Genomic DNA, 24,004 nt, shown 5'->3' with positions numbered 1-24,004 from the left:
CGCGCGGTCCGCGATCTGTGTCCGGACGATGAAAATCTGTATTGCGGCGTAGCGCGGCACAGAAGGACGAGGATTCGCGATGGAGACCAGAGAGTATCTCGGCGGATGCCTTTGCGGCAGCATCCGGTTTCGCGCGACGGGCACGCCCGGCAATCCGCACACATGCTCCTGCACAAGTTGCCAGCGGCATTCCGGCGCACCGACGCTCAGCTGGGTGGAGTTTCCAAGCCATGCCGTCGAATGGACCGGCGAGGGCGGAATGCCCGCGCTCTACCGGTCGTCGGACTATTCCAGCCGTTCCTTCTGCCCGACATGCGGCAGTACGCTGGGCGCCGTCGACGATGAGCCGGTCATCGCGCTGGTGACCGGCAGTTTCGATGCGCGCGACGACGCGGCATTGCAGCCGGTATCCCATTCTTTCGACGATTCGTGCCCCGCCTGGTGGAAAGTTCCGGCGGCGGGGTAGGTCGAGGCGTGGCGGGTGGAGGGAGAGGGCGGCACCGGCCGCCCCCGGTGTCCGCTCAGGCGTGTCTTCTGTTTTCGATCCGGACGTCGCCGGTCATGATCGCCTTGGTCATGGGGCGGGCGAGGAATGTATGCGGGAATCCAAGCTCGATGGCGCTGACGGTGTCGAGCCTTGTACGATGGGCATCGTCCAGCGCGAGATCCAGCGCGCCGAGATTGTCCTGCAGCTGGCCAAGCGTGCGCGCACCGATGATGGGCGCGGTGACGGCGGGGTTCAGCAGGGTCCAGGCGAGCGCGACCTGCGACGGCGAGCACCCCAGTTCACTGGCGATGTCCTTGACGGTATCGGCAATGACGAGGCCTCTTTCCGTCAGCGAGCCGTTGCCGGCAGCGACGTCACGCCGCGTCCCTTCTGCAGCGGATCCCTCCGGTTGCGGGCCGAGATCGGCGCGGCTGTATTTGCCTGCAAGCACGCCGCTTGCCAGCGGCGACCACGGAATGACGCCGAGACCCATCTCGGCCGCCATCGGGACGAGATCGCGTTCTCCCGTGCGCTCGATCAGGCTGTATTCGATCTGCAGCGCGACGAGCGGCGACCAGCCGCGCAGATCGGCGATCGCCTGCATGCGCGAAACCTGCCAGGCGGGAAGATCGGACAGGCCGAGATACAGGACCTTGCCCGCCCGCACGAGGTCGTCCATGGCGCGCAGCACCTCCTCGACCGGGGTCGTGTTGTCCCAGGCATGCAGGTAAAGGAGATCGATATAGTCGGTTCCAAGCCGTTTCAGGCTGTCCTCGACCGAGCGGACCATCGACTTGCGATGGTTGCCGCCGGAATTGGGATCGCGGGGCTGCATCGGCAGGGTATATTTCGTGGCGATGACGAGGCTGTCGCGCCGCCCCCCGGCAAAGGCGCCAATGAAACGCTCCGAGGTGCCCTCCGTGTAGCGGTTGGCGGTGTCGATGAAGTTTCCGCCCCGATCGACATAGGTATCGAAGATGCGGCGCGCTTCGGCTTCGTCCGCGCCCCATCCCCAGTCCGAGCCGAAGGTCATGGTGCCGAGCGAAAGCGGCGAAACGCGAAGGCCGGAGCGGCCGAGCAGGCGGTAGTGATCGAGTGCTTTGGTCATGATCTGTCTCCTTCGAAAACACTATCGCCGCTCAACTTTGATTTGATAATCGCCTATGATCGATGTGATCTATGAAGCAAAGGATATACAATGCGCGGATCCGACTATGCCGAACTGCGCGCCTTCGCTGTGATTGCCGAGCATCGCAGCTTTCGGCGCGCGAGCGCCCATCTGGGCATGTCTCCCTCGGCGCTCAGCCAGACGCTTGGCCGCCTGGAAGCGAGACTGGGCGTGACACTCCTCAACAGGACGACCCGCAGTGTTTCGTTGAGCGAGGCCGGGGAAGGCCTGCTGTCGCGATTGCGGCCGGCTCTTGTCGATCTCGATGCCGCAGTGATGCATGTTGCGACCGCGCGCGGCGTCATTGCCGGCACCTTGCGGATCAATACGACACGGATCGCCGCGCAGCACCATCTGGCACCGCTGGTGACGCCGCTTCTGCTGGCGCATCCCGAACTTGTTCTGGAGGTGACGGTGGAAGAGGGGCTAGTGGATATCGTGGCCGGCGGTTTCGATGCCGGCATCCGGCTTGGCGAACGGCTTCATGCGGATATGGTCGCTGTTGCGATCAGCGGCGAGCAGCGGATGATGTGCGTGGCCTCGCCCGCCTATCTCGCGCGCGCCGGAACGCCGTTGACGCCCGGCGATCTTCGCGGTCATTCATGCCTCAACTATCGCTGGCCGACCGATCAGAGCCTTTACCGGTGGGAATTCGAACGGGACGGACAGGAGATCGAGATCGGCGTCGAAGGACAGATCGTCGTCAATGACACCGACATGCTGGTGCGGGCGGCTATCGACGGCCTCGGCATCGCCTATCTTCTGGAAGATCAGGTTTCCGAGGCGGTCGCCAGCGGACGCCTGCTGTCCCTGCTGGCAGACTGGACGCCACGATTTCCCGGCTTCTACCTCTACTATCCGAGCCGGCGGCAGGCCTCGCCGGCGTTGCGGGCGCTGATTGCCATCGTGCAGCGCGCGGCATCGCGCCCGGTGTCGGCGGATATGTAGAGTGCAGCCCAAAAACTGGCCGGCACCGTTTCATGACCGCACGGGCAGATTTCCAATCCCGGCGGTTCTTCCGGCGGCGGGATAAGTCGAGGCGTTGCTATGGGCCGTTCATTCCGGTCCGGCGATCCGGATGGGGCGTGTTCCGACCGGAGCGCCGGTGACGCGGTCGATGGTGACGGCATCGATCTCCGTTCCGGTCTCGGCATCGAAGAACCGCGTCACCGGGCCGCCGCTGCGATGCTTGCGTCCCCACGCGCCGATGGCAAACAGCACCGGCAGAAAGTCGCGGCCGGCTTGCGTCAGCAGATATTCGTCCCGTGGCGGACGCTCGGAATAGCGGTGTTTTTCCAGCAATCCGTCTTCGGTCAGGGCGGAAAGCCGCGCCGTCAGCATGGTTGGCGCGATACCCAGACTTTTGCGGAATTCGTCGAAACGGGTCAGCCCCGCATGGGCGTCGCGCATGATCAGCATGCTCCATGCGTCCCCGACAAGGGCAAGGCTGCGGGCGATCAGGCATGGCTGGTTTGAAAGATTCTTCATGTCGATATCTTTTTGATAGTGACTTACTACTAAAATCATAGTAACTGATTGTTCATCGAAGTTCCACGACAAAATGAAAGTTGAACACAATGAGCAAGACAGAACGCGGCATCGCCCTGGTGACGGGCGCATCCTCCGGGATTGGATTGGTAACGGCACGCGCGCTGCGGCATGACGGCTACCGCGTCTTCGGCACCAGCCGAAAACCGATGCCCGATACCCAAGACGGGATCACGATGCTGATCTGCGATGTCACGGATGACGCGTCGGTGCAGGCTGCCGTCGACGCGGTTCTCAGCCGCGCAGGGCGGATCGATCTTCTCGTCAACAATGCCGGTATCGGACTGCTCGGCGGCGCTGAAGAATCTTCCGCGGCCCAGGCAAAGGCCGTGTTCGACGTCAATGTGTTTGGCGTCCTGCGCATGACGAATGCGGTCCTGCCTGTGATGAGACGCCAGCGCCGGGGCCGGATCGTCAACCTGAGCTCGATACTCGGGCTCATTCCTGCTCCCTATAACGCCCTCTATGCCTCGACCAAGCATGCGATCGAGGGCTATTCGGAATCTCTCGACCATGAGGTTCGAACGCAGGGTATCCGCGTTGTGCTTGTCGAGCCCGGCGTGACGCGCACCTCCTTCGAGGAAAATGTCATCCGGGCGGACCGGCCGCTTGCCGTCTATGATGCGGTTCGTGCCGACGCGGAGAAGCTGATGCGCGATATCGTCGAAAAGGGGGACGCACCGGAGATCGTCGCGAGAGCCGTCGTCAGGGCCGCCAATGCGGCATCGCCCAAAAGGCGCTACACGGCAGGCAAAGCAGCCGGACAGGTCCGCTTCATACGCCGCTTCCTGCCGGAGTCCTTCGTCGACAAAAACCTGCGGAAATTCAACCGGCTTGCGGATTGACGTCTTCCGCTCCACCATAGACCTTAGAAACGAAAGTCAATCCGATGAAATCATTCCTGATCGATCGCTATGTGAAGGGCGGCGCGCTGCGTTTCACCGAAAGCCCGCAGCCGGAGCTGCGGGACAATGATGTGATGGTGGAAATCCATGCCGCCAGTGTGAATGTTCTGGATGCCAAGATCCGGGACGGCGAGTTCAAGCTCATCCTGCCCTACCGGCTGCCGCTGATCCTGGGCAACGACGTCGCTGGTATCGTCGTCCAGGTCGGAGCCAGGGTGACGCAGTTCAAGCCGGGTGATGCGGTCTATGCGCGTCCGGCGCAGGATCGCATCGGGACATTTGCCGAGTCTATCGCCATCGACGCGGCCGATGTGGCGCTGAAGCCCGCCAACCTGACCATGGAGGAGGCCGCGTCGATTCCGCTTGTTGCGCTGACGGCATGGCAGGTGCTGGTCGAGCGGGCCAATGTGCAGAAGGGACAGAGGGTGCTGATCCATGCCGGCTCGGGTGGCGTGGGCACGATTGCGATCCAGCTTGCCAAGCATCTCGGCGCCCATGTGGCGGCGACGACCAGCACAGCCAATATCGATCTGGTCAAAAGTCTCGGCGCGGATGTCGTGGTCGATTACAAGAAGGACGACTTCGAAAAAGTGCTGCAGGGTTATGACGTCGTGCTCAACAGTCTTGGCAAGGACACGCTGGAGAAATCCCTTTCGGTGCTGAAGCCCGGCGGCAAGCTGATCTCGATTTCCGGTCCGCCGGATGCGGATTTCGCAAGGGAGAACGGTTCCGGCTGGCTGCTGCAACAGGTCATGCGCCTGCTGAGCTTCGGTATCCGGAAAAAAGCAAAACGCCGGGGCGTCCACTATTCCTTCCTGTTCATGACGGCCAATGGCGGACAGCTTGCAAAGATCACCGCTTTGATCGAGACGGGCGTGATACGCCCGGTGGTGGACCGGATCTTCCCGTTCGAAAAGACCAACGAGGCACTGGCCTATGTCGAAACGGGTCGCGCGAAAGGCAAGGTCGTTATCGCCGTGAAGTGATGCCAGCAGGGGGCGGGCAAAAAAAATGGCCGGTCGAAACCGGCCTAAAGCGAACCTTACCGAAGGGGGGACTGCGGGCGGGTTCTTGCAAATCAAACAAGCGTTGTGTGTTCCACGGGGCGAACATGCGCGAAGACCATCACCGTTTCATGACAGAAAGGATGGATTTCCGATCGCAGCCGTTGGTCCGGCGGGATGGCGGCGGTCGAAACCCCGGCGGACATGGCTGCCATCGCGATTGACGGTCTGTTTTCGTCTTTTCGCGATTTTGCAGCTGAAATTTTCGGCAGAACACCCCATATAGGGCATCTCTTTCCGAATCCTGTCCTCCCGGAACAAAATTCATGGCGCCCATCGTTTCCGTTTCCAATCTGGTGAAAACCTATGCGTCCGGCTTTCAGGCGCTCAAGGATGTCAGCCTCGATATCGAGGAGGGCGAAATCCTTGCGCTTTTGGGGCCGAACGGCGCCGGCAAGACGACGCTGATCTCGATCATCTGCGGCATCGTCAATCCAACGTCCGGCACGGTGCTGGTCGGCGGCCACGATGTCGTCAAGGATTTTCGCGCCACCCGCTCGATGATCGGGCTGGTGCCGCAGGAACTGACGACCGACCAGTTCGAGACCGTCTGGAACACGGTGTCCTTTTCGCGCGGGCTGCACGGCAAGAAACCGAATCCCGCCCATATCGAGAAGGTGCTGAGGGACCTGTCGCTCTACGACAAGAAGGACAACATGCTGCGCGAGCTTTCCGGCGGCATGAAGCGCCGGGTGCTGATCGCCAAGGCGCTTTCCCATGAGCCGCGCGTGCTGTTCCTCGACGAGCCGACCGCCGGTGTCGACGTCAACCTGCGCAAGGACATGTGGCAGGTGGTCGAGAAGCTGCGCGAGACCGGCGTGACGATCATCCTGACGACGCACTACATCGAGGAGGCGGAAGAGATCGCCGACCGGGTGGGCGTCATCAATGGCGGCAAGATCCTGCTCATCGAGGACAAGAAGGACCTGATGAAGAAGCTTGGCCGCAAGGAGCTACGCGTCGATCTGCAGGAGCCGGTTTCGGCCATCCCCGAGACGTTGTCGTCCTACGATCTGAAGATCGAGGATGGCGGCAATTCGCTGATCTACGATTACAACACGGCAGGCGAGCGCACCGGCATCACCACGCTGCTGACGGCACTGGCCGAAGCCGGGATCAGGCTCAAGGACATCTCGACGCGGCAAAGCTCGCTCGAGGACATTTTCGTCGAACTGGTGGGAGCAAAAGCATGAACCTCGAAGCGATCAAGTCGATCTATTTCTTCGAGATGGCGCGCACCCGGCGCACGCTTTTGCAGAGCGTCGTCTCGCCGGTTATCTCCACCTCGCTCTATTTCATCGTCTTCGGCGCTGCCGTCGGCTCGCGCATCCAGGAGATCGACGGGGTCTCCTACGGCGCCTTCATCACGCCGGGGCTGATCATGCTGACGCTGCTCACGCAGTGCATCGGCAACGGCTCGTTCGGCATCTATTTTCCGAAATTTACCGGTACGATCTACGAGCTTTTGTCTTCGCCGGTGTCGATGACCGAGATCGTGCTCGGCTATGTCGGGGCGGCGGCGACCAAGGGCATGATGATCGGCATCATCATCCTGGGGACAGCCTCGCTGTTCGTCGACCTGTCGATCGCCCATCCCTTCGTGATGCTGCTGTTCTTCGTTTTGACGGCCGTCACCTTCAGCCTGTTCGGCTTCATCATCGGCATCTGGGCCAAGGATTTCGAGCAGCTGAACCTGATCCCGATGCTGGTCATCCCGCCGCTGGTCTTCCTTGGCGGCAGCTTCTATTCGGTCAACATGCTGCCGCCCTTCTGGCAGGCGGTCAGCCATTTCAATCCGGTGCTGTATCTCATCAGCGGCTTCCGCTGGAGCTTCTTCGAGATCGCCGACGTCAACCCGGTGGTGAGCTTTGCAATCATCATCGTGTTTCTGGCCGTGCTGATGGGATTGCTGACGTGGATATTCAGGACGGGGTACCGGTTGCGGAACTGATTGAGATGTTTTTCAATTGTTGAGGCGAGGGACGTATTTCGACATCAACTGCGTTCGAGTCGCTATTTGGAAGCTCTGATGACTGAAACTGAATTTGTCGTGACGGAAAGGCGGCTGCTGGAAACCCTCAGTGCCGTCTTTGCGGCGGCAAGCGTTGCGGTTGATGAGAAAAGCAGTTTGGTGGAGGATATTTCCGAATTGCGCGACGGTTTCATGAATGGCGCGGTGCAGATTTTTATAAAATCGCCCTCCTTTTCCAAAGAGGGATTTGTGATCAAATGGCTTGAGGCCAAGAGCGGCCTCTCAAGATATATTGTTGATCAATTTGCGGGCGACGGCCATCTTACAATGCGGATGGTGCCTTTCCCGTTTTCAGATCAAACCATATTCAGACTGTCGATTTCCTACCAAAGCTTTTTTGTAAGGTATGATGGTAGCCATGCCGGTCCTTCGAACGAACTGAAACTGTTCTACAAGTCCCTCGTTAGACATGCCTCCAGAGAAACGAAGAATGTGGAGGTCTGGCCGCGCCGCTTTATGAGGATTCAAAGTGGGCTCCAGGGTGACGAGCGTAGCCTTCTGGAGGCGATAAAGGCACCTTTTCGGCGTTCGACGTGAGCTGGAATAAAACTGGCTGAGAGAGTGGCTTGTCGCGCCATCAAACCTGCGAAGCCTCATGCCGTTCTACTGCACCACCTCTTCCAGTTCGCAAGCATTCTTGTCGATCGTCATGGCGTTGCCGCGCCAGACGAAGGCGCCGTTGCCCCAGCTTCGGATCCAGACCAGCGGCAGCATGACGTCGCGCACGAGGATGGCGGGCAGGGAGAGGAGCGAGACGCGCCAGCCCTTGGCAAGGCCAAGCGCCAGTTCCGGCAGGTAGATTGCGGCAGTGACGGCGAAGGCGGTTGCGGGCGCATTGACGCCTGCGAGCAGGGCAGCCGTGACCGCCAACAGGAGCGGCGGCAGGGCGCCGAGCAGAATTTCCGGCGTGAAGAACAGCGGGAAGGTGACGCGGCGCAGGCGTGCCCAGCGGGCCTGGCGCGACCATACGTCGTGGCGGCTGCGGCGGCCGAGCGGCTGGTCGAAGGGGGAGGAGACAAGATGGACCTTGTATCCCAGACGATTGACCAGCTTGGTTGCGGCCGCATCCTCGGCAATCTCGGCGGCGAGCGCTTCGATGCCGCCATTGTCGTCAAGCAGCGGCTTGAACCAGAGCATGCTTTTTCCCTGCGCAAACCCGAAACCGAGCGCTTCGCCGGCATATTGCCAGCGGGCCTGCTGGGTGTTGAGGAACATGCATTCGACTTCGGCCCAGAAACCGTCCGGGCGCGCGCCGATCGGCGTCGAGCAGACGAGGCCGGTGTTCCTGTGCCAGCCCGCCATCAGATGTGCCACGTAGTCCTTTGGCATCAGCACGTTGGAATCGGCCAGGATCACCCAGTCGTGCCGGGCGGCCTTCCAGCCCTTGACGCAGTTGTTGAGCTTCGGATTGGCGCTGATCCGGTCGTCGCCGGTCAGGATGCGTGTGGGAATGCCGGGATGTGCGGCCATCGCCCGGCGTATCGCGGCAACAACCGGATCGCGCGGACTGGCGACGCAAAAGATCAACTCGTAGCCGGGCCAGTCGAGCGAAAAGGCGCGCGCGAGCGTCTCGGTGGTGAATGCTTCGATGCCGCGGGCGGGCACGACGATCGAGACCGGCGGCCGTTGCCTGACCGACGGAGCCGGTTTCCCGCTTGGCGCCATCCGCCAGCCGGCGATGATGATGCTGAGAAGATTGACGAGGACGAGGATTGCGGCCGCAGCGGCAAACGTGATGATCATGCACTGTTCCTTGCTCGCACCGCCGCGTCATGGCGAATCTGCCACAGCAGCTTTGCGATCCAGAAACATCATTGTCACATGACACGCGGATGACAGGCGGGGGAACTGGTTCCTGACACGGGCGGCAGGGCTCCGCCGCTGATCGATCATCGTCGGCGTTCTGGCGGTGCCGGCGGGGATTGCTGACATGGATTGCGGAATTGACGGGAGTTACCTCTCCCCTTGCGGGAGAGGACGCAAAATCAACATCTTAGCCGCAGGCTAAGTGTTCAATTTTGCTGGTGAGGGGGCAACTTTGCTTGCCTCCATGCCTACCCCCTCACTTGCAATTTCTAGCACTTAGCTTTCAGCTAAGATGCTGAAATTGCTTTCTCCCCTGCAAGGGGGGGAGATAAAGCGAAATTAGCCCCTCAACTGCAACTCGTTCGCCTGTATCTGCAGGAAATCCAGCGTTAAAGAAAACTCATGACGAACGGGCTTTGAACGAACTTACCGTCCTCAGTCAGTATGTTGTTTATGGAATTGCGGACATGAACATTCAAGTCGGGATACCGCTTGCTGAGTTAACGAGGTTTGCCGGGATGCGCGAGGTTTGAAAAGCCGATCCTCGACACCGGCGGCAGGCCTCTCCGCTTGTTGATTTCGGGTACCGGCCGACTGAAAACCGCCCTGATCGCGTTGGTCGTCCCGTCATCGGATTTGACCATCATCAGTATGTGAAGCTGTTCGCCGCGGCGGGCGAAGCCGAGCTCGAAGGGGGCGTTGCTATAAACGGCGGATGCCTTGTTCTGCCATTGGCCTGTTCCTGTCGAAAACGGCGCTTGTCCGCGGCGATCGGCCTGAATGACGGCCGACCAGCCGTTGTTTGCCGTTACGGTGAGAAGCTCTCCGTGCCGGACAATGGCGATGAGGCAGGTGTTGCATCGGCCGGCATTCGAATCCACCTGCTGCCACCGTCCGTGGAACACCGGATCTTCGGCAAATGCGCTGACAGGCGATAGCATCGCAGCAGCAACGATAGGCAGCGATCGCAACAACCGGCTCATGTTTGGTCTCCGTCGATCTTGCTAATCCCTCAGCCTCAGCTCATCCGTCTGCATCTGCAGGAAATCCAGGGTCGAGAGGAAGCTCATGCCGAGCAGGCTCTGGTCGAGCTTGCCTTCCTCGGCCACCATGGCCTTGATGTCGTTGCGGACGATCGGGCCGATCGAGACTTCCGCGAGCGTCACAGGGGCGGCGCGGGCCTGGCCGTTGGCGGTCAGGACTGTCTGGGTATAGGCGAGGCCGCCGGGGTTGAGGCCGAGTGCTTCGGCATCCTCGTAGGACAATGCCACCCGGCTGGCGCCGGTATCGACCAGCATCTGGACCGTTGCGCCATTGACCGTCACCGGCGTTTCGAAATGGCCGTTCTCTACCTTGTGCAGCACGACTTCCTGCATGCCTTCATTGTCGGTGAAGACGACCGCGCGGCCGGGAACGAGGCCGCCGGCCAGCCGGTTTCCGAAAGACTGGAGATCGCGGCGGTACAGATAGCCCGAGACGAGGATCAGGATGATCAGCACCCAGATGCCGAACTGGCGCAGGCTCTGGCCGAGATGCCCCCGGCTCTGAACGATGCCGGTGCCGATCATCGCCGCGATGGCGCCGAGCGTCACAAGGCGGCCGAAATCGTCGTTGACGAGGCCGAGCGTGCGGCCGCTGTCGTGGTTGAGGATGAGAAAGACGAGGCCGATGGCAAGAATGCCCAGAAGAATGGTCAGCCTGTTCATGCGCCGCTCACCCTTTCGCGGGCCATGCGGGTCCGGCGTGTTTCGCGCCGCGGCTTGCGTTCCATGGTTTCCATCCGGGCAGGCAGGCTGTTCATGATGTCGCGGCGCTCATCGGATGTGTAGAGCGTCCAGGCGCCGATCTCGTCACGCGTGCGTCCGCAACCGAAGCAGTATCCGGTTTTCATGTCGATCGAACAGACGAGAATGCAAGGCGATTCCATGAAGGTACGATGTCCGGATAAAGAACGTTCCAAACTATATCGTCGTTTCAGATCGCCAGCGCAAGGGCGGCGAAAACGGCGATTTCGGTCAATTGTTGTGTCGCTCCGATTGTGTCGCCCGTGTGGCCACCGATCTTGCCGTCGACGATTTGGCTGAAGGCTGGCACGGTGGCCACAAAGGCGGCGATGGCCAGCACGCAGGCAAGCAGCGGGGCACCGGACAGCAGCAGCAGGAGAGCGGCGGAGGCGACGCCGAGAACGAGCGCAAAGGTAACGGCGGCGGCCTGCGGCTCTCCGGCTGAAGCGGCAACGCCGTCCTGGCGGGCCGGCGGCAGTTTCGACCAGTGCCAGACCATGGCGGCGCGGCTGAGCGCGGCTGCGGCCAGCACCAGAAGTCCGGCACCGCTGGGCGACACCAGCGGCAGCACGGCGGCAAGTGCGGAGACCCTGAGACCAAAGGACAGGATGAGGGCGACGGCGCCGTAGGAGCCGATGCGGCTGTCCTTCATGATGATCAGCGCGCGTTCCTTGGTCTTGCCGCCGCCAAGGCCGTCGGCGGTGTCGCTGAGGCCGTCCTCGTGCAGGGCGCCGGTGATCAGCGCCTGGATCGCCACGGCAACGAAGGCGGTGAACAGCGGCGACACCTGAATGGCGCTGAAGATCGACACGATGGCGGCCGCCGGCAGCGCGATCAGCAGCCCGGCCAGCGGAAAGGCGCGCACGGCGCGGCTGAGGCGGCCGTCGAAACCGGCGAAATGGCGCTGCGGCATGTGGATACGGCTGAGGAACGCCACCGAGCGCGCCACATCGTCGATGAAATCGCGGATATCGAACATATTGGTTTCCCCCCGGTTTTCCCGCGAAGGCGGGAAAACGCTCCGATCTTTGATTTTGGAGCATCCTGCTCGATGCCGAGTGATTCCACTCGCATCCGGATGCTCCGGGCCGATCCGTCCCCGCGAATCGGTGTTTTCCCGCTGATCATGCGACGGCGACACGAACCGGTGCAAATGCCGTTGCCGGATTTGTCGCCGCGCTTTATGAGGGGGCAGCTTTGCGGGGCGAAACCCTGCTGACGAGACGACGACAAGAGGATACCGACCATGAGTGCCAGCGGCCTGCCGTTCGATGATTTCCGCGAGTTGCTGCGCAACCTTCCGGGCCCCGACAGCGCGGCGCTGGTGGCGGCGCGCGAGCGTGACGCGCAACTGACCAAGCCGCCGGGCGCGCTGGGCCGGCTGGAAGAAATCGCCTTCTGGCTTGCCGCCTGGACGGGCAGGGCGCCGGCCGTCAACCGGCCGCTCGTGGCGATCTTTGCCGGCAATCATGGCGTGACCAGGCAGGGCGTGACGCCGTTTCCGCCATCGGTGACGGCGCAGATGGTCGAGAATTTCGCCGCCGGCGGCGCTGCCATCAACCAGATCTGCGTCAGCCATGATCTCGGGCTGAAGGTGTTCGATCTGGCGCTGGAATATCCGACGGGCGACATTACCGAAGAAGCGGCCCTTTCCGAGCGCGACTGCGCCGCCACCATGGCTTTCGGCATGGAAGCGGTCGCCGGCGGCACCGACCTGTTGTGCATCGGCGAAATGGGCATCGGCAACACGACGATCGCGGCCGCCATCAATCTGGCGCTGTATGGCGGCACCGCCGAGGACTGGGTTGGCCCCGGCACCGGAGCGCAGGGCGAGGTGCTGGCCCGCAAGATCGCCGCCGTCGAAAAGGCGGTGGCGCTGCATGCCGATCATCTGTCCGATCCGCTCGAAGTGCTGCGCCGTCTCGGCGGCCGCGAGATCGCCGCCATGGCCGGTGCGATCCTGGCCGCCCGCATGCAGAAAATTCCCGTCATCATCGACGGTTATGTCGCAACGACCGCCGCCGCCATCCTGAAGGCCGCCAATCCGGCAGCGCTCGACCATTGCCTGATCGGCCATGTTTCGGCGGAGCCCGGCCATATGCGGGCGATCGAAATGCTCGGCAAGACGCCGCTTCTGGCGCTCGGCATGCGGCTGGGCGAGGGCACGGGGGCTGCCCTTGCCGCCGGTATCGTCAAGGCCGCCGCCGCCTGCCATTCGGGCATGGCCACCTTTGCGCAGGCCGGCGTCAGCAACAAGAGCTGACCGTCGCCTGCAGGTCATGGCACCGGCCGGCGGACGATTGATCCGCCGCTACCGTTAATTGTAAGCCTTGCCGGCCTGGAAAGCCGTGTTGGGGCTTGATAGCCCAGGGCTTTCCCCATATTCGGATGCGGCGATCTTTTCTGGCGGTCGCGGCGTGTATCGCCCGTGTTCACGGCGCATTCAGGCTGATGTCAGTATCGCGTGTTCCATGCAACTTTTTGTGGAGCGCGAAGCAAGCATGTATCTGGACGAGGACTATCGGGGAATGGGCAGCGAAAAGCCGGTAAAAAAGCTGACGGGTATCCGGCATTTCTTTGCGGCCGCGACCTACTCCTTCGGTGGCGCAAAGCGCCTTCTGGGCGAGGCCGCGTTTCGCCATGAACTGGGCGGGTTCGCCGTCGCCATGATCGCCTTCGTGATCACCGGTGCGACCCTCTTCCAGTATGTCGCGGCATTCGTGCTGTTTCTGCTGATGATCGCTTTCGAGGCTCTGAACACCGCGATCGAGGAAATCGTCGATCGCGTTTCGCCGGAAATTTCCGAAATGGGCAAGAATGCCAAGGATCTCGGCTCGCTCGCCTGCCTCTGCGTGATCCTCGCCAATGCCGGCTATGTCGCTTATGTGGTGTTTTTCTCACATTTTCTCAGCATTTGACGCCGTCAACCGCGAACCGTGATTTTATTCCCTCTTGATTAGTCACATTTAATTGAGCGGCGCCGGTGCCGGCCTGCATGAATCAAAGTTGACGAATAGGATCATGATTATATACCGGAGCCGCCGGACAGGATGGTCCGCAGAAAACTTTAGAGAGGTTTCCATGAAAATTTCCTTCTCAGGTTCAGCAGGCGTTTTGGCGCTCGCGGCCCTTTTCGCCAGCACGGGTGCGACCGTGGCCCTGGCGCAGGAGGACATCGGCATTGTCGTCTACAACGCCCAGCACGAAAGCCTCGGCGTTGCCTGGGCCGAAGCCTTTACCAAGGAAACCGGCATCAAGGTGACGTTGCGCAAGGGCAGCGACATGGAATTCGCCAACCAGATCGTTCAGGAAGGGGCCGCATCGCCGGCCGACGTGTTCCTGACGGAAAATTCGCCGGCCATGTCGCTGGTCGACGCCGCCGGCCTGTTCGAGCCGATTGCCGCCGACACGCTGGCGCAGGTGCCCGAGAATTTCCGTCCGTCGAACGGCCACTGGATCGGCGTTGCCGCCCGTTCCACGGTGTTTGCCTATGACAAGACCAAGCTGAGTGAAGACAAGCTGCCGAAGTCGCTGCTCGATCTGGCCGATCCGAGCTGGAAGGGCCGCTGGGCAGCCTCGCCGTCCGGCGCCGACTTCCAGGCGATCGTCAGCGCGCTGCTGTCGCTGAAGGGCGAAGACGTGACGGCCTCCTGGCTGAAATCGATGAAGGAAAACTTCACCGCCTACAAGGGCAACTCGACGGCGATGAAGGCCGTCAATGCCGGCGAAGTCGAAGGTGCCGTGATCTACAACTACTACTATTACGGCGATCAGGCGAAGACCGGCGAGAACAGCAACAATGTCGCCCTGCATTTCTTCAAGAACGAGGATCCGGGCGCCTTCGTCAGCATTTCCGGCGGTGGCGTGCTTGCCTCCAGCCAGCACAAGGACAATGCCCAGAAGTTCCTCGCCTGGCTCACCGGCAAGGGCGGTCAGGCCGTCCTGCGTGACGGCACGTCGTTCGAATATGCCGTCGGCAACGGCGAAGCGTCGAATGCGGCCCTTCCGGCCCTTTCCGATCTGCAATATCCGAAGGTCGATCCGGCAACGCTCAACAGCGCAAAAGTCACAGACCTGATGACGGCAGCCGGTCTGCTGTGATAGGCAGGGCCTAAACCTGAACGGAACGCTCCGCTTCAGCATCGTCATCCGGATTATCGGTGACATTCGCAGCGGCTCCGCAAGGGGCTGCTGCGCGTGTTTTTGGGTTTGAAAGCAGAGATTTTGAGCGCCACCGCGTTTCATGCCGAATCCCACTCCGCCCTGCGGCGGTTGGTGACTGCCGCCAGAGGCCGTTCTCGGGTTCCCTACCTCTGGGTCACGATCGTGGCGGCGTTCGTGTCGCTCATCAGTCTCGTGCCGCTCGGCTTCATTGCCTGGATCACCGTCCAGACCGGCTGGGAAACGGCGTCGAAGCTGATTTTCCGGGGCCGTGTCGGCGAGTTGCTGATCAATACGGCGCTTCTCGAGCTGTGCACCATTCCGCTGACGATCGTGCTTTCGGTGGCCCTTGCCTGGCTGACCGAGCGGACCGATCTGCCCGGCGCGCGTCTGTGGGCCTGGCTGGCGGTGGCGCCGCTTGCTGTTCCGGCCTTTGTCCACAGCTATGCCTGGATCAGCCTGTTTCCCGGGCTGCATGGGCTGACCGGCGGTGTGCTGGTTTCGGTTCTTGCCTATTTTCCGTTTCTCTATCTGCCGGTGGCAGCGCAGCTGCGGCGTCTCGATCCGGCGATCGAGGATGCGGCCGCCTCGCTCGGCCTCAATCCCTGGCAGGTGTTCTTTCGCGCCGTCCTGCCGCAGTTGCGGCTGGCGATCTGCGGCGGCTCGCTGCTGGTGGGCCTGCATCTTCTGGCCGAATACGGCCTCTACGTAATGATCCGCTTCGACACGTTCTCGACCGCGATCGTCGATCAGTTCCAGTCGGCCTTCAACGGCCCGGCGGCCAATATGCTGGCTGGCGTGCTGGTCAGCTGCTGTCTGCTGCTTCTGGCGATCGAGGCGCTGCTGCGTGGCGGCGAGCGCTATGCTCGGGTCGGCTCCGGCGCCGCGCGCCCGGCGGCCCGGCTGCTGCTCGGCCGGATGCTGGTTCCGGCGCTTGCCCTGAATATCGCAACGGTGGCGCTCGCCATCGGCGTGCCGTTCGTCACCCTGACGCGCTGGCTCTATATCGGCGGCGCCGAAATCTGGCGGATCGATCTCGTCGGCAGCGCCTTCGGCCAGACGCTCGTCCTGGCGGTTGCCGGCGGCGTGCTGGCGACGATCGCGGCAGCCCCGATGGCCTGGCTGTCGGTGCGCGCGCCCGGCCGCCTGCAACGGATATTCGAAGCCTGCCACTATTATGTCGGCTCGCTGCCCGGCGTGGTGGTGGCGCTGGCGCTGGTGACGATCACGGTGCGGCTGGTGCTGCCGCTCTACCAGACCTTTGCGACGCTGTTCCTCGCCTACATCATGCTGTTTCTGCCGCGCGCCATGGTCGGGCTGCGCACCAGCATCGCGCAGGCCCCGGTCGAGCTAGAGCGCGCCGCGATGGCGCTGGGGCGCACACCGTTCCAGGCGGTTCGCCAGACGACGATGCGGCTGGCGGCACCCGGTGTGGCGGCCAGCACGGCGCTGGTGGCGCTGGGCATCACCAACGAACTGACGGCGACCCTGATGCTGTCGCCGACCGGCGTCGAGACGCTGGCCACCAAATTCTGGTCGCTCACCAGCGAGATCGACTATGTCGCGGCGGCTCCCTATGCGGTGATGATGGTGCTTCTGTCGCTGCCGCTCACCTTCCTTCTTTACGCGCAATCCAGACGGGCAACCGGACAATGACGTTTCTGACAATCGACGCCATCAGCAAATCCTACGGCGCGACAGTGGCCCTGGACACCATCGATATCAATCTCGAGGCGGGTGGGCGCACCGCGATCGTCGGGCCGTCCGGTTCCGGCAAGACGACGCTGCTGCGCATCATTGCCGGTTTCGAGACGCCCGATAGCGGATCGCTGGTGCTGGATGGCCGGACTCTGGCCGGCAACGGCATTCTTGTTCCCGCGCACAAGCGCGGCATCGGCATTGTCGCGCAGGATGGCGCGCTGTTTCCGCATCTGACCGTCGCCGACAATATCGGTTTCGGACTGGCCAAGCATGCACCGGGCCGCGACCAGCGGATCACCGAGCTGATGGAGATGGTCGAGCTGGACGCCATCATGGCCGCCCGTCGCCCGCATCAGCTTTCCGGCGGCCAGCAGCAGCGTGTGGCGCTGGCGCGGGCCTTGGCGCTCAAGCCCCGGCTGATGCTGCTCGACGAGCCGTTTTCGGCGCTCGACACCGGCTTGCGCGACACGATGCGGCGAACGGTGGCACGCGTGCTGCGCGCCTCGGGCACGACCGCGATCCTGGTGACGCACGATCAGGCCGAAGCGCTGTCCTTTGCCGATCAGGTGGCGGTGCTGCGGCAGGGCCGGCTGGTGCAGTTCGGGCCGCCCCGTGTGCTCTATAAAAAACCGCACGACCGGGAAACCGCGGCCTTCCTTGGAGAGGCCATCCTGCTGGACGCCCATATCACGGCGGATCGGGCAACCTGCGCGCTGGGCCAGCTGACGGTCGAGCGGGGCCTGAAGGCGGGGCAGGCGACGATCATGCTGCGTCCGGAACAGCTGCGTCTGACCACGGCCGCTGCCGGGACCAGGCCCGAGGGCGCGGTCGGCCGTGTCGATGACGTGGAGTTCGGCGGCGGCAACTGCATGGTTCTCGTCCGGATCGACCGCAGCGACCGGGCGATGCCGGATTTCCTGTCGATCAAATGCGTCGGCTCCGAGATCCCCGAGCCCGGCGATCTGGTGAATATCAGCGTCCACGGCACGGCACATGTGCTGGCCGATTGACGCGCTCTAAGCGAAGCTTTTCCTGCGGCGCGCGACGGCCGGTGCGTCTTCGACGGCCGGAACGCTCTGCAGCACGCGCTTTGACGGCAGGATGGCGATGGCTTCCGTGCCTTCGCGCAGTTTCGAGCGCAGGATGAACTGGCCGTTGTGCTTGGCAAGGATCGCCTGCACGATCGGCAGGCCGAGACCGGTTCCCTGTTCGGCGCTCTTGATGGCGATCGAGCCCTGGCCGAAGGCCGAGAGGACGACGGGAATTTCTTCTTCGGGGATGCCCGGTCCGTTGTCCTTGATGGAGAGATACTGGCCGCCGCCGGCCGTCCAGCCGACCTTGACGGAGATCTCGCCGCCAGACGGCGTGAATTTCACGGCGTTCGACAACAGGTTCAGGACCACCTGGCGCATCGACTTTTCGTCTACCCAGACCGAGGGCATGCCGTATTCGAACTGTTCGGTGATGCTGATGTTCTTGGTGCGGGCTTTCAGCTGCACCATGCCGATGCAATCCTCGGTGATCTCGACCAGCTGGATGGCTTCCTCGCTCAGATCATATTTTCCGGCCTCAATGCGCGACAGATCGAGGATCTCGTTGATCAGGTCGAGCAGGTGCTGGCCGGAGCGATGGATGTCGCCGGTATATTCCTTGTAGATCGGGTTGTTGAGCGGGCCGAGCACTTCCGTCGACATGACCTCGGAGAAGCCGAGAATGGCGTTGAGCGGCGTGCGCAGCTCATGCGACATGGAGGCCAGAAAGCGGGATTTGGCGAGATTGGCTTCCTCGGCGCGGCGGCGGGCCTCGTCGGACATCGACTTGGCCACCTCGAGCTCGGCGATCAGGTCGTCCTTTTCCGATTGCACCGACAGGATGTGGACATTGGCGCGGTGCATGCGCTTGGTCATGAAGACGAGGAAGACCAGCGAGGTCGAGACAACCGCCGTCAGCGCCATGTAACCGGCATCACGGGTATTCAGCGTTATGCCGGCGAGCACCAGAATGACGGGAATGAAGGTGAAGAGCAGGGCGTTGCGCAGGAGAAACGTGCTCATCGCCGTCGCAGCCAGTGCGATCAGCAGGACGGCGCCCTTGAAGAAGCCGTAATTGACCGGGCCGCAGCTGTCGCAATCCTGCAGCATGAAGATCGCCCAGCAGCAGCCGAACACGATCTGGACGATCAGAAAGCGGCGTTGCCAGGAGGGCACCAGCTCGACCGGGATGTCCAGCGTCTTGGCCCGGCGCGCCAGCAGGATGCCGAGGGCATGGACGCACAGCCCCATGATGCCCCAGAGAACGAGATCGAGGCTTTGCGAGAGATAGATGCCGATACCGGTGACGATCAGCACGAAGATCGGCATGGCGATGGCGCCCTGCAGCATCGAATCGATATGAAGTCCGAGCATTTCCCTGTCGAAGCCGGACGTATTCGACGGGCCGGCCTGCAGGCGTTCACGGGTCATGCGCACGGCCTTCGACACAGCCGTGTTGCGATGGCTGCGCGATTTGTCGACGATAATCTTGTCGGTCGAGGTGCTGACGCCCTTACTCATGACTCTCAAATGCGTTAACGGAATCCGTTGAACTTTAAGGGGGAATCCTTAAGAAGTTGCTGCGGTTTCGTGTTTTTCGACGCATATTCCATCGGCTGAATTCGATGGTTGCGGCCAGTCAGGACAACAATGCAACGCATGGCACGCCTCATCCGCGACCTTCTGCTGACGGCATTGATCCTGCTGTTCATCGGGCTGATCGTGGTGCGCCTCGACAGTTCGCAAGGCGAGACGATGTCCGGGCGGGCGCGCATTGTCGACGGTGATACGCTGGTGCTTGACGGCAAGCGCATCCGGCTGACGGGCATCGATGCGCCGGAACTGCGGCAGGTCTGCCGGCGCGGTGCGCAGGACTGGCCCTGCGGTACCGAGGCGAGGGACCGTCTGCGGGGGCTGATCGGCGCGGAGCAAACGATATGCGCGGTCGATGGCGCCGACCGGTACGGGCGGTTGCTGGCCGTCTGCTCGGCGCGAAATCGTGATCTCAATGCAGCAATGGTTGCTGGCGGTTATGCCGTCGCCTTCGGGAAATATGCAGCAGAGGAAGATGCCGCGAGAAGGGACCGCCTCGGGCTCTGGGCCGGCACCTTCGATGCACCGCGGACCTGGCGGCAGACCCATGGCGGTATGGACGAGGCGCCGCATAGGCCGGATAACTCGCCGGATACGCTGTTTCAGCAGTTTGGCGACAGGGTAAAGGCGATATTTGCGGGGCTGTGGAATGGCTGAGGGCGACGGGCTTGAAGATTTGCGCGCGGCGATTGCCGCCTGCCGGATCTGTCGCGATGCCCCGGCGCGCGGGGCGGAGCACCGGCTGCCGCACGAGCCGCGTCCGGTCGCGGTGATCTCGTCGGCAGCGCGGATCCTGATCGCTGGTCAGGCGCCGGGATTGCGCGTCCATGAGAGCGGGTTGCCGTTCAACGATGCCTCCGGCGATCGGTTGCGGCAATGGCTCGGTGTGACCCGCGCGCAGTTTTACGACCCCGGCCTTTTCGCCATCGTGCCGATGGGGTTCTGCTTTCCCGGCTACGATGTCCATGGCAGCGACCTGCCGCCGCGCCGGGAATGCGCGCCGCGCTGGCGCCAAACGGTCATCGACGCGATGCCGCAGATCGAGCTGGTGCTGGCCATCGGCCACTATGCGCAAACCTGGCATCTTGGCGACCGGCGGGCTGCGACGATGACCGAAACGGTGCGCAACTGGCGCAGCTATCTGGGCTCGAACACCGGTCCGGCGGTGCTCGCCCTGCCGCATCCGAGCTGGCGCAATACCGGCTGGCTGAAGAAAAATCCCTGGTTCGAAGCCGACGTCCTGCCGGTCCTGCGCGCGCGCGTCGAAAAAATGACTGCCTGAAACAATTTTCTTTCATTTGGCTAATTTCACGCTATAGAGAGAATAATATTCGAAGGAGGCTGTTTATGGATCGTCTTGACCGCAAAATCCTGCGCCTGTTGCAGGAAGATTCCACGCTCGCCGTTGCCGATCTCGCCAAAAAGGTCGGCCTGTCCACCACACCTTGCTGGCGCCGCATCCAGAAGATGGAGGAAGACGGGGTGATCCGCGGCCGCGTGGCGCTGCTCGATCCGGTCAAGGTCAACACCAAGGTCACGGTGTTCGTGTCGATCCGCACCAACACCCATTCGATCGAATGGCTGCGGCGCTTTTCCGAAGTGGTCGGCGAATTTCCGGAAGTGGTGGAATTCTACCGCATGAGCGGCGATGTCGACTATCTGCTGCGCGTCGTGGTGCCCGACATTGCCGCCTATGACGCCTTCTACAAGCGGATGATCGCCAAGATCGAGATCCGCGACGTGTCCTCGGCCTTCGCGATGGAGCAGATCAAGTACACGACGCAGCTACCGCTCGACTACATGGTGATCGATCAGGCGAAATCCAGCGAGGATTGAGGCTGCTTGCCGCGACTTTATCGAACGCTTATGTTGGATGAGTTGAACGGAGGTTGCTATGGGCGTCGTCGAGAAAGTAACCGTGTCGCTAACGCAGGAAACTGCTGATTTCCTTCGCGATGCGGTGGAAAAGGGCGGCTATGCTTCGCCGAGCGATGTCGTTGGCGAAGCGGTGCGGGAGTGGAAAGAGCGGCGTGATCTTCTCGGATATTCTCCCGAAGAGCTTGGCGATATGGTTCGAGAGGCCGAAGGCAGCGGGACCAGCCGATTCGTGACGATGGATGACCTCAAGACCGAGGCACGCCGGCTTTATGCGGCAAAATCGACGATGAAACGGTGATCGATTGCGTGTTCTTTCACGCACCGTTGCTGCCGATCAGGACCTGATCGATATCTGGACCTATCTGGCACAAGAAAATCTGACGGCAGCCGACAGGCTGCTGGATTCCTTTCAGAACCGTTTTGAGCAATTGCTCGTTTATCCGGAGTCCGGTCAGAGGCGCGATGACATAGCGGCCGGTCTCCGGCATTTGACCTTGGGAAACCACCTCATTCTTTATCGTTACAGCGACGGGACCGTAACGATCTTGAGAGTGCTTCACGGCCGCCGGAAAATAGGTTCGGAGACGATCGAATAGGGCGCCCCGAACCTGGCGGGATTTATTTGCTGTCCAGACGCGCCAGCAGCGACGAGGTGTCCCAGCGGTTGCCGCCCATGGCCTGCACCTCGGCATAGAACTGGTCGACGAGGGCTGTGGCCGGCAGGCGGGCGCCGTTGTTGCGGGCTTCGGCAAGGACGATATCCAGATCCTTGCGCATCCAGTCGACGGCGAAACCGAAGTCGTATTTGCCGGCGTTCATGGTCTTGTGGCGGTTTTCCATCTGCCAGGACCCGGCGGCCCCCTTGGAAATGACCTCGATGACCTTCTCGATGTCGAGGCCGGCCTTCTTGCCGAAATGGATGCCTTCGGCCAGCCCCTGGACGAGGCCGGCGATGCAGATCTGGTTGACCATCTTGGTCAGCTGGCCTGAACCGGCAGGTCCCATCAGGCCGACCATGCGGGCATAGGCATCGATGACCGGCCGGGCGCGCTCGAATACGGCCGGATCGCCGCCGCACATCACCGTCAGCACGCCGTTTTCGGCGCCCGCCTGGCCACCGGACACCGGAGCGTCGATGAAATGGGCGCCGCGTGCGGTGGCGGCTGCATCAAGCTCGCGGGCGACCTCGGCCGAGGCTGTGGTGTTGTCGACGAAGACGGCACCGGATTTCAGGGTTTCGAAGGCGCCGTCCTTGCCTGTGGTGACCGAGCGCAGGTCGTCGTCATTGCCGACGCAGGAGAAGATGAAATCGGCGCCATCGGCAGCTTCGGCCGGCGTCGATGCGGCGCGTCCGCCGAATTCCACCGCCCATTTTTCGGCTTTCGAGAATGTCCGGTTATAGACGGTCAGCGCGTGGCCGCCCTTGACCTTCAGGTGACCGGCCATCGGATATCCCATGACGCCGAGACCAATGAACGCGACTTTAGCCATTCGAAAACTCCTGAGAATCTGATCTTGCGAGACCTAGATGCTCTAACCGATGCGGCCGGAGCGGGGAAGGGCCTGCGGGTGGCTGCGCTGTTGCAAAAGCGATCCTGAAACGATTTTCCGGCAAGGCCGTGTTCGCCGCCGCAAATTTTGTCGCAAGCCCCCTGTTTTAGATAATTATAATGTCGATAGAATTTGTGTGTTTATCCATTCTTGTCTGCGCAGACCCTGCTGGACGGCCGGGCAAACGGAACGAGAGGTGAAAGCCATGTTTACCCGCAGACAGACATTGTCGCTTCTGGGCGCGGCCGCAACGGTGGCGATCCTGCCGACGACGCGACGCGCATCGGCAGCGGAACCGCTGAAGGAGTTGCGTTTCGGCTGGCAGAAGAACGGCGTTCTGGCGCTTGCCAAGGGGACGGGCGCGCTGGAAAAACGCTTTGCCGACCGCGGCATTTCCATCAGTTGGGCGGAGTTTTCCTCCGGCCCGCCGCTGCTCGAAGCGCTGGGGACCGGTGCCATCGATTTCGGACCGACCGGCGACGTGCCGCCGCTGTTTGCGCAGGCCGCCGGCGGCAACCTGTTGTACGCCGGCACCTACAGGGGCTCGGTGGCCGCCTCGGCAATCCTGGTGCGCAAGGATTCGCCGATCCAGTCGGTTGCCGATCTGAAGGGCAAGCGCGTGGCCTTCAAGCGCGGCTCCAGCGCCCATAATTTCACCGTCAAGGCGTTGCGCAAGGCCGGGCTCGACATCACCGACATCGAGCCGGCCGACCTCTCGCCCTCGGATGCGGCGGCGGCTTTTGCCAGCAACCAGATCGATGCCTGGTCGATCTGGGATCCCTATCTGGCCGTCGCCGAGAAGGATCCGCAGACACGCGTGCTGACCACGGCCGAAGGGATCGTCGATTCCTGGAGCTACTTTCTCAGCAACGGCGACTTCACCGCGGCTCATGGCGATGTGCTGGCCGATGTGCTCGATGAGCTGGCAAAGGTGGGTGCTGCGGCGCAGGCGGACCTCGACGGGACTGTCGCGGCGCTGTCGAAGATCACCGGCGTACCGGAGGATATCCAGCGGATCGTGCTGACCCGCAAAGGGTTCAGCCTTGCCGATGTCTCGACGGTCGGCCCCGAGGCGATTGCCTACCAGCAGGCGCTGGCCGATGAGTTCTACCAGCTGCAGATCATCCCCAAGCAACTGACCGTCAGCGATATCGTCTGGAAGGGGCGGGCGAGCTGAGGCATGCCGCGCAAAAGACGAGCGGTTTTGCGAGAACGATATGCGTAAAATCAAGGACCTGAAGCGCGCTTGCGAATCTGGAAGATTGCGGCGCGCTTTGGGGCCTTGATTTCGGTGC

The 24,004-nt window shown here is 62.2% G+C and carries 27 protein-coding genes; 18 read left to right on the top strand and 9 right to left on the bottom strand.

What is annotated here, in order from left to right; translation table 11 throughout:
• Positions 1 to 79 precede the first annotated feature (79 nt).
• Positions 80 to 466 carry a GFA family protein gene (locus ADU59_RS18980; RefSeq protein ID WP_068955722.1) on the top strand — a complete coding sequence of 129 codons (387 nt, stop codon included), beginning with the start codon at positions 80 to 82 and terminating at the stop codon, positions 464 to 466.
• Positions 467 to 521: 55 nt separating this feature from the next.
• On the opposite strand, the gene ADU59_RS18975 is transcribed toward ADU59_RS18980, so the two are convergent.
• On the bottom strand, positions 522 to 1,595 hold the full coding sequence (locus ADU59_RS18975; protein WP_068955721.1) for an aldo/keto reductase: 1,074 nt from the start codon (positions 1,593 to 1,595) through the stop codon (positions 522 to 524).
• A gap of 90 nt (positions 1,596 to 1,685) precedes the next feature.
• Here ADU59_RS18975 and ADU59_RS18970 point away from each other — a divergent pair, with 90 nt between their 5' ends.
• Positions 1,686 to 2,603, top strand: a complete 918-nt coding sequence (locus tag ADU59_RS18970) for a LysR family transcriptional regulator (protein ID WP_068955720.1) — start codon at positions 1,686 to 1,688, stop codon at positions 2,601 to 2,603.
• 108 nt (positions 2,604 to 2,711) lie between these two features.
• Here the strand turns inward: ADU59_RS18970 and ADU59_RS18965 are convergent, their stop codons facing one another.
• Positions 2,712 to 3,143: a winged helix-turn-helix transcriptional regulator gene (locus ADU59_RS18965; protein WP_068955719.1), complete on the bottom strand. Its 432-nt coding sequence runs from the start codon at positions 3,141 to 3,143 to the stop codon at positions 2,712 to 2,714.
• Positions 3,144 to 3,232: 89 nt separating this feature from the next.
• On the opposite strand from ADU59_RS18965, the gene ADU59_RS18960 reads away from it, so the two are divergent.
• The 5 genes from ADU59_RS18960 to ADU59_RS18940 all read left to right on the top strand — a co-directional run bounded on the left by ADU59_RS18960 (position 3,233) and on the right by ADU59_RS18940 (position 7,741).
• The gene (locus ADU59_RS18960; RefSeq protein WP_068955718.1) at positions 3,233 to 4,048 is read left to right on the top strand and encodes an oxidoreductase; all 816 of its coding nucleotides are present in this window, start codon (positions 3,233 to 3,235) and stop codon (positions 4,046 to 4,048) included.
• Positions 4,049 to 4,092: 44 nt separating this feature from the next.
• Positions 4,093 to 5,094, top strand: coding sequence for an NADP-dependent oxidoreductase (locus ADU59_RS18955; protein WP_068955717.1), 1,002 nt, complete (start codon positions 4,093 to 4,095; stop codon positions 5,092 to 5,094).
• 344 nt (positions 5,095 to 5,438) lie between these two features.
• Positions 5,439 to 6,365, top strand: a complete 927-nt coding sequence (locus tag ADU59_RS18950) for an ABC transporter ATP-binding protein (protein WP_068955716.1) — start codon at positions 5,439 to 5,441, stop codon at positions 6,363 to 6,365.
• Entirely contained in the window at positions 6,362 to 7,123 is a 762-nt protein-coding gene (locus ADU59_RS18945; RefSeq protein WP_068955715.1) for an ABC transporter permease, read from the top strand. Before ADU59_RS18950 ends, ADU59_RS18945 begins: the two co-directional genes overlap by 4 nt.
• A gap of 78 nt (positions 7,124 to 7,201) precedes the next feature.
• Positions 7,202 to 7,741, top strand: a complete 540-nt coding sequence (locus tag ADU59_RS18940; protein WP_068955714.1) for a hypothetical protein — start codon at positions 7,202 to 7,204, stop codon at positions 7,739 to 7,741.
• A gap of 66 nt (positions 7,742 to 7,807) precedes the next feature.
• Here the strand turns inward: ADU59_RS18940 and ADU59_RS18935 are convergent, their stop codons facing one another.
• The 5 genes from ADU59_RS18935 to ADU59_RS18915 form a co-directional block, all read right to left on the bottom strand.
• The gene (locus ADU59_RS18935; RefSeq protein ID WP_068955713.1) at positions 7,808 to 8,947 is read right to left on the bottom strand and encodes a glycosyltransferase; all 1,140 of its coding nucleotides are present in this window, start codon (positions 8,945 to 8,947) and stop codon (positions 7,808 to 7,810) included.
• 563 nt (positions 8,948 to 9,510) lie between these two features.
• Positions 9,511 to 9,993 carry a hypothetical protein gene (locus ADU59_RS18930; protein ID WP_068955712.1) on the bottom strand — a complete coding sequence of 161 codons (483 nt, stop codon included), beginning with the start codon at positions 9,991 to 9,993 and terminating at the stop codon, positions 9,511 to 9,513.
• Between the two features lie 21 nt (positions 9,994 to 10,014).
• On the bottom strand, positions 10,015 to 10,716 hold the full coding sequence (locus tag ADU59_RS18925; RefSeq protein WP_068955711.1) for a TIGR02281 family clan AA aspartic protease: 702 nt from the start codon (positions 10,714 to 10,716) through the stop codon (positions 10,015 to 10,017).
• The gene (locus ADU59_RS18920; RefSeq protein ID WP_068955710.1) at positions 10,713 to 10,937 is read right to left on the bottom strand and encodes a DUF1289 domain-containing protein; all 225 of its coding nucleotides are present in this window, start codon (positions 10,935 to 10,937) and stop codon (positions 10,713 to 10,715) included. The genes ADU59_RS18925 and ADU59_RS18920 overlap by 4 nt, the downstream gene beginning before the upstream one ends.
• A 47-nt stretch (positions 10,938 to 10,984) precedes the next feature.
• A complete protein-coding gene (locus ADU59_RS18915) occupies positions 10,985 to 11,773 on the bottom strand; it encodes an adenosylcobinamide-GDP ribazoletransferase (protein WP_068955709.1) in 789 nt (262 codons plus the stop codon).
• 267 nt (positions 11,774 to 12,040) lie between these two features.
• Between ADU59_RS18915 and cobT the strand changes: the two genes are divergently transcribed.
• From cobT to ADU59_RS18890, 5 genes are all read left to right on the top strand, one after another.
• On the top strand, positions 12,041 to 13,057 hold the full coding sequence (gene cobT / locus ADU59_RS18910; protein WP_068955708.1) for a nicotinate-nucleotide--dimethylbenzimidazole phosphoribosyltransferase: 1,017 nt from the start codon (positions 12,041 to 12,043) through the stop codon (positions 13,055 to 13,057).
• A 238-nt stretch (positions 13,058 to 13,295) separates the two neighbouring features.
• Positions 13,296 to 13,712, top strand: a complete 417-nt coding sequence (locus ADU59_RS18905) for a diacylglycerol kinase (RefSeq protein WP_068955707.1) — start codon at positions 13,296 to 13,298, stop codon at positions 13,710 to 13,712.
• Positions 13,713 to 13,875: 163 nt separating this feature from the next.
• Positions 13,876 to 14,895 carry an iron ABC transporter substrate-binding protein gene (locus ADU59_RS18900; protein ID WP_068955706.1) on the top strand — a complete coding sequence of 340 codons (1,020 nt, stop codon included), beginning with the start codon at positions 13,876 to 13,878 and terminating at the stop codon, positions 14,893 to 14,895.
• A gap of 174 nt (positions 14,896 to 15,069) precedes the next feature.
• Entirely contained in the window at positions 15,070 to 16,611 is a 1,542-nt protein-coding gene (locus ADU59_RS18895) for an ABC transporter permease (protein WP_244506467.1), read from the top strand.
• Entirely contained in the window at positions 16,608 to 17,666 is a 1,059-nt protein-coding gene (locus ADU59_RS18890; protein WP_068955705.1) for an ABC transporter ATP-binding protein, read from the top strand. Before ADU59_RS18895 ends, ADU59_RS18890 begins: the two co-directional genes overlap by 4 nt.
• Positions 17,667 to 17,672: 6 nt before the next feature.
• Here ADU59_RS18890 and ADU59_RS18885 read toward each other — a convergent pair whose 3' ends face one another.
• A complete protein-coding gene (locus ADU59_RS18885) occupies positions 17,673 to 19,208 on the bottom strand; it encodes a sensor histidine kinase (RefSeq protein ID WP_068955704.1) in 1,536 nt (511 codons plus the stop codon).
• A 138-nt stretch (positions 19,209 to 19,346) separates the two neighbouring features.
• Here ADU59_RS18885 and ADU59_RS18880 point away from each other — a divergent pair, with 138 nt between their 5' ends.
• From ADU59_RS18880 to ADU59_RS18860, 5 genes are all read left to right on the top strand, one after another.
• A complete protein-coding gene (locus ADU59_RS18880; RefSeq protein ID WP_068955911.1) occupies positions 19,347 to 19,937 on the top strand; it encodes a thermonuclease family protein in 591 nt (196 codons plus the stop codon).
• Complete coding sequence (locus tag ADU59_RS18875; RefSeq protein WP_068955703.1) at positions 19,930 to 20,562, top strand: uracil-DNA glycosylase family protein; 633 nt, start codon at positions 19,930 to 19,932, stop codon at positions 20,560 to 20,562. The genes ADU59_RS18880 and ADU59_RS18875 overlap by 8 nt, the downstream gene beginning before the upstream one ends.
• Positions 20,563 to 20,627: 65 nt before the next feature.
• Positions 20,628 to 21,116 carry an Lrp/AsnC family transcriptional regulator gene (locus tag ADU59_RS18870; protein ID WP_068955702.1) on the top strand — a complete coding sequence of 163 codons (489 nt, stop codon included), beginning with the start codon at positions 20,628 to 20,630 and terminating at the stop codon, positions 21,114 to 21,116.
• A gap of 58 nt (positions 21,117 to 21,174) precedes the next feature.
• Positions 21,175 to 21,456 (top strand): ribbon-helix-helix domain-containing protein, encoded by a 282-nt coding sequence (locus tag ADU59_RS18865; protein ID WP_068955701.1) that lies wholly within the window; start codon positions 21,175 to 21,177, stop codon positions 21,454 to 21,456.
• A gap of 4 nt (positions 21,457 to 21,460) precedes the next feature.
• On the top strand, positions 21,461 to 21,754 hold the full coding sequence (locus ADU59_RS18860) for a type II toxin-antitoxin system RelE/ParE family toxin (protein ID WP_068955700.1): 294 nt from the start codon (positions 21,461 to 21,463) through the stop codon (positions 21,752 to 21,754).
• Positions 21,755 to 21,776: 22 nt separating this feature from the next.
• Here the strand turns inward: ADU59_RS18860 and ADU59_RS18855 are convergent, their stop codons facing one another.
• The gene (locus ADU59_RS18855; protein ID WP_274534654.1) at positions 21,777 to 22,667 is read right to left on the bottom strand and encodes an NAD(P)-dependent oxidoreductase; all 891 of its coding nucleotides are present in this window, start codon (positions 22,665 to 22,667) and stop codon (positions 21,777 to 21,779) included.
• 247 nt (positions 22,668 to 22,914) lie between these two features.
• Between ADU59_RS18855 and ADU59_RS18850 the strand changes: the two genes are divergently transcribed.
• The gene (locus ADU59_RS18850) at positions 22,915 to 23,886 is read left to right on the top strand and encodes an aliphatic sulfonate ABC transporter substrate-binding protein (RefSeq protein WP_068955698.1); all 972 of its coding nucleotides are present in this window, start codon (positions 22,915 to 22,917) and stop codon (positions 23,884 to 23,886) included.
• The last annotated feature ends 118 nt before the right edge of the window (positions 23,887 to 24,004 follow it).

This window comes from Pararhizobium polonicum (assembly GCF_001687365.1).
Taxonomy (GTDB): Bacteria; Pseudomonadota; Alphaproteobacteria; order Rhizobiales; family Rhizobiaceae; genus Pararhizobium; species Pararhizobium polonicum.
This window is presented reverse-complemented; position numbering and strand designations above follow the sequence as displayed.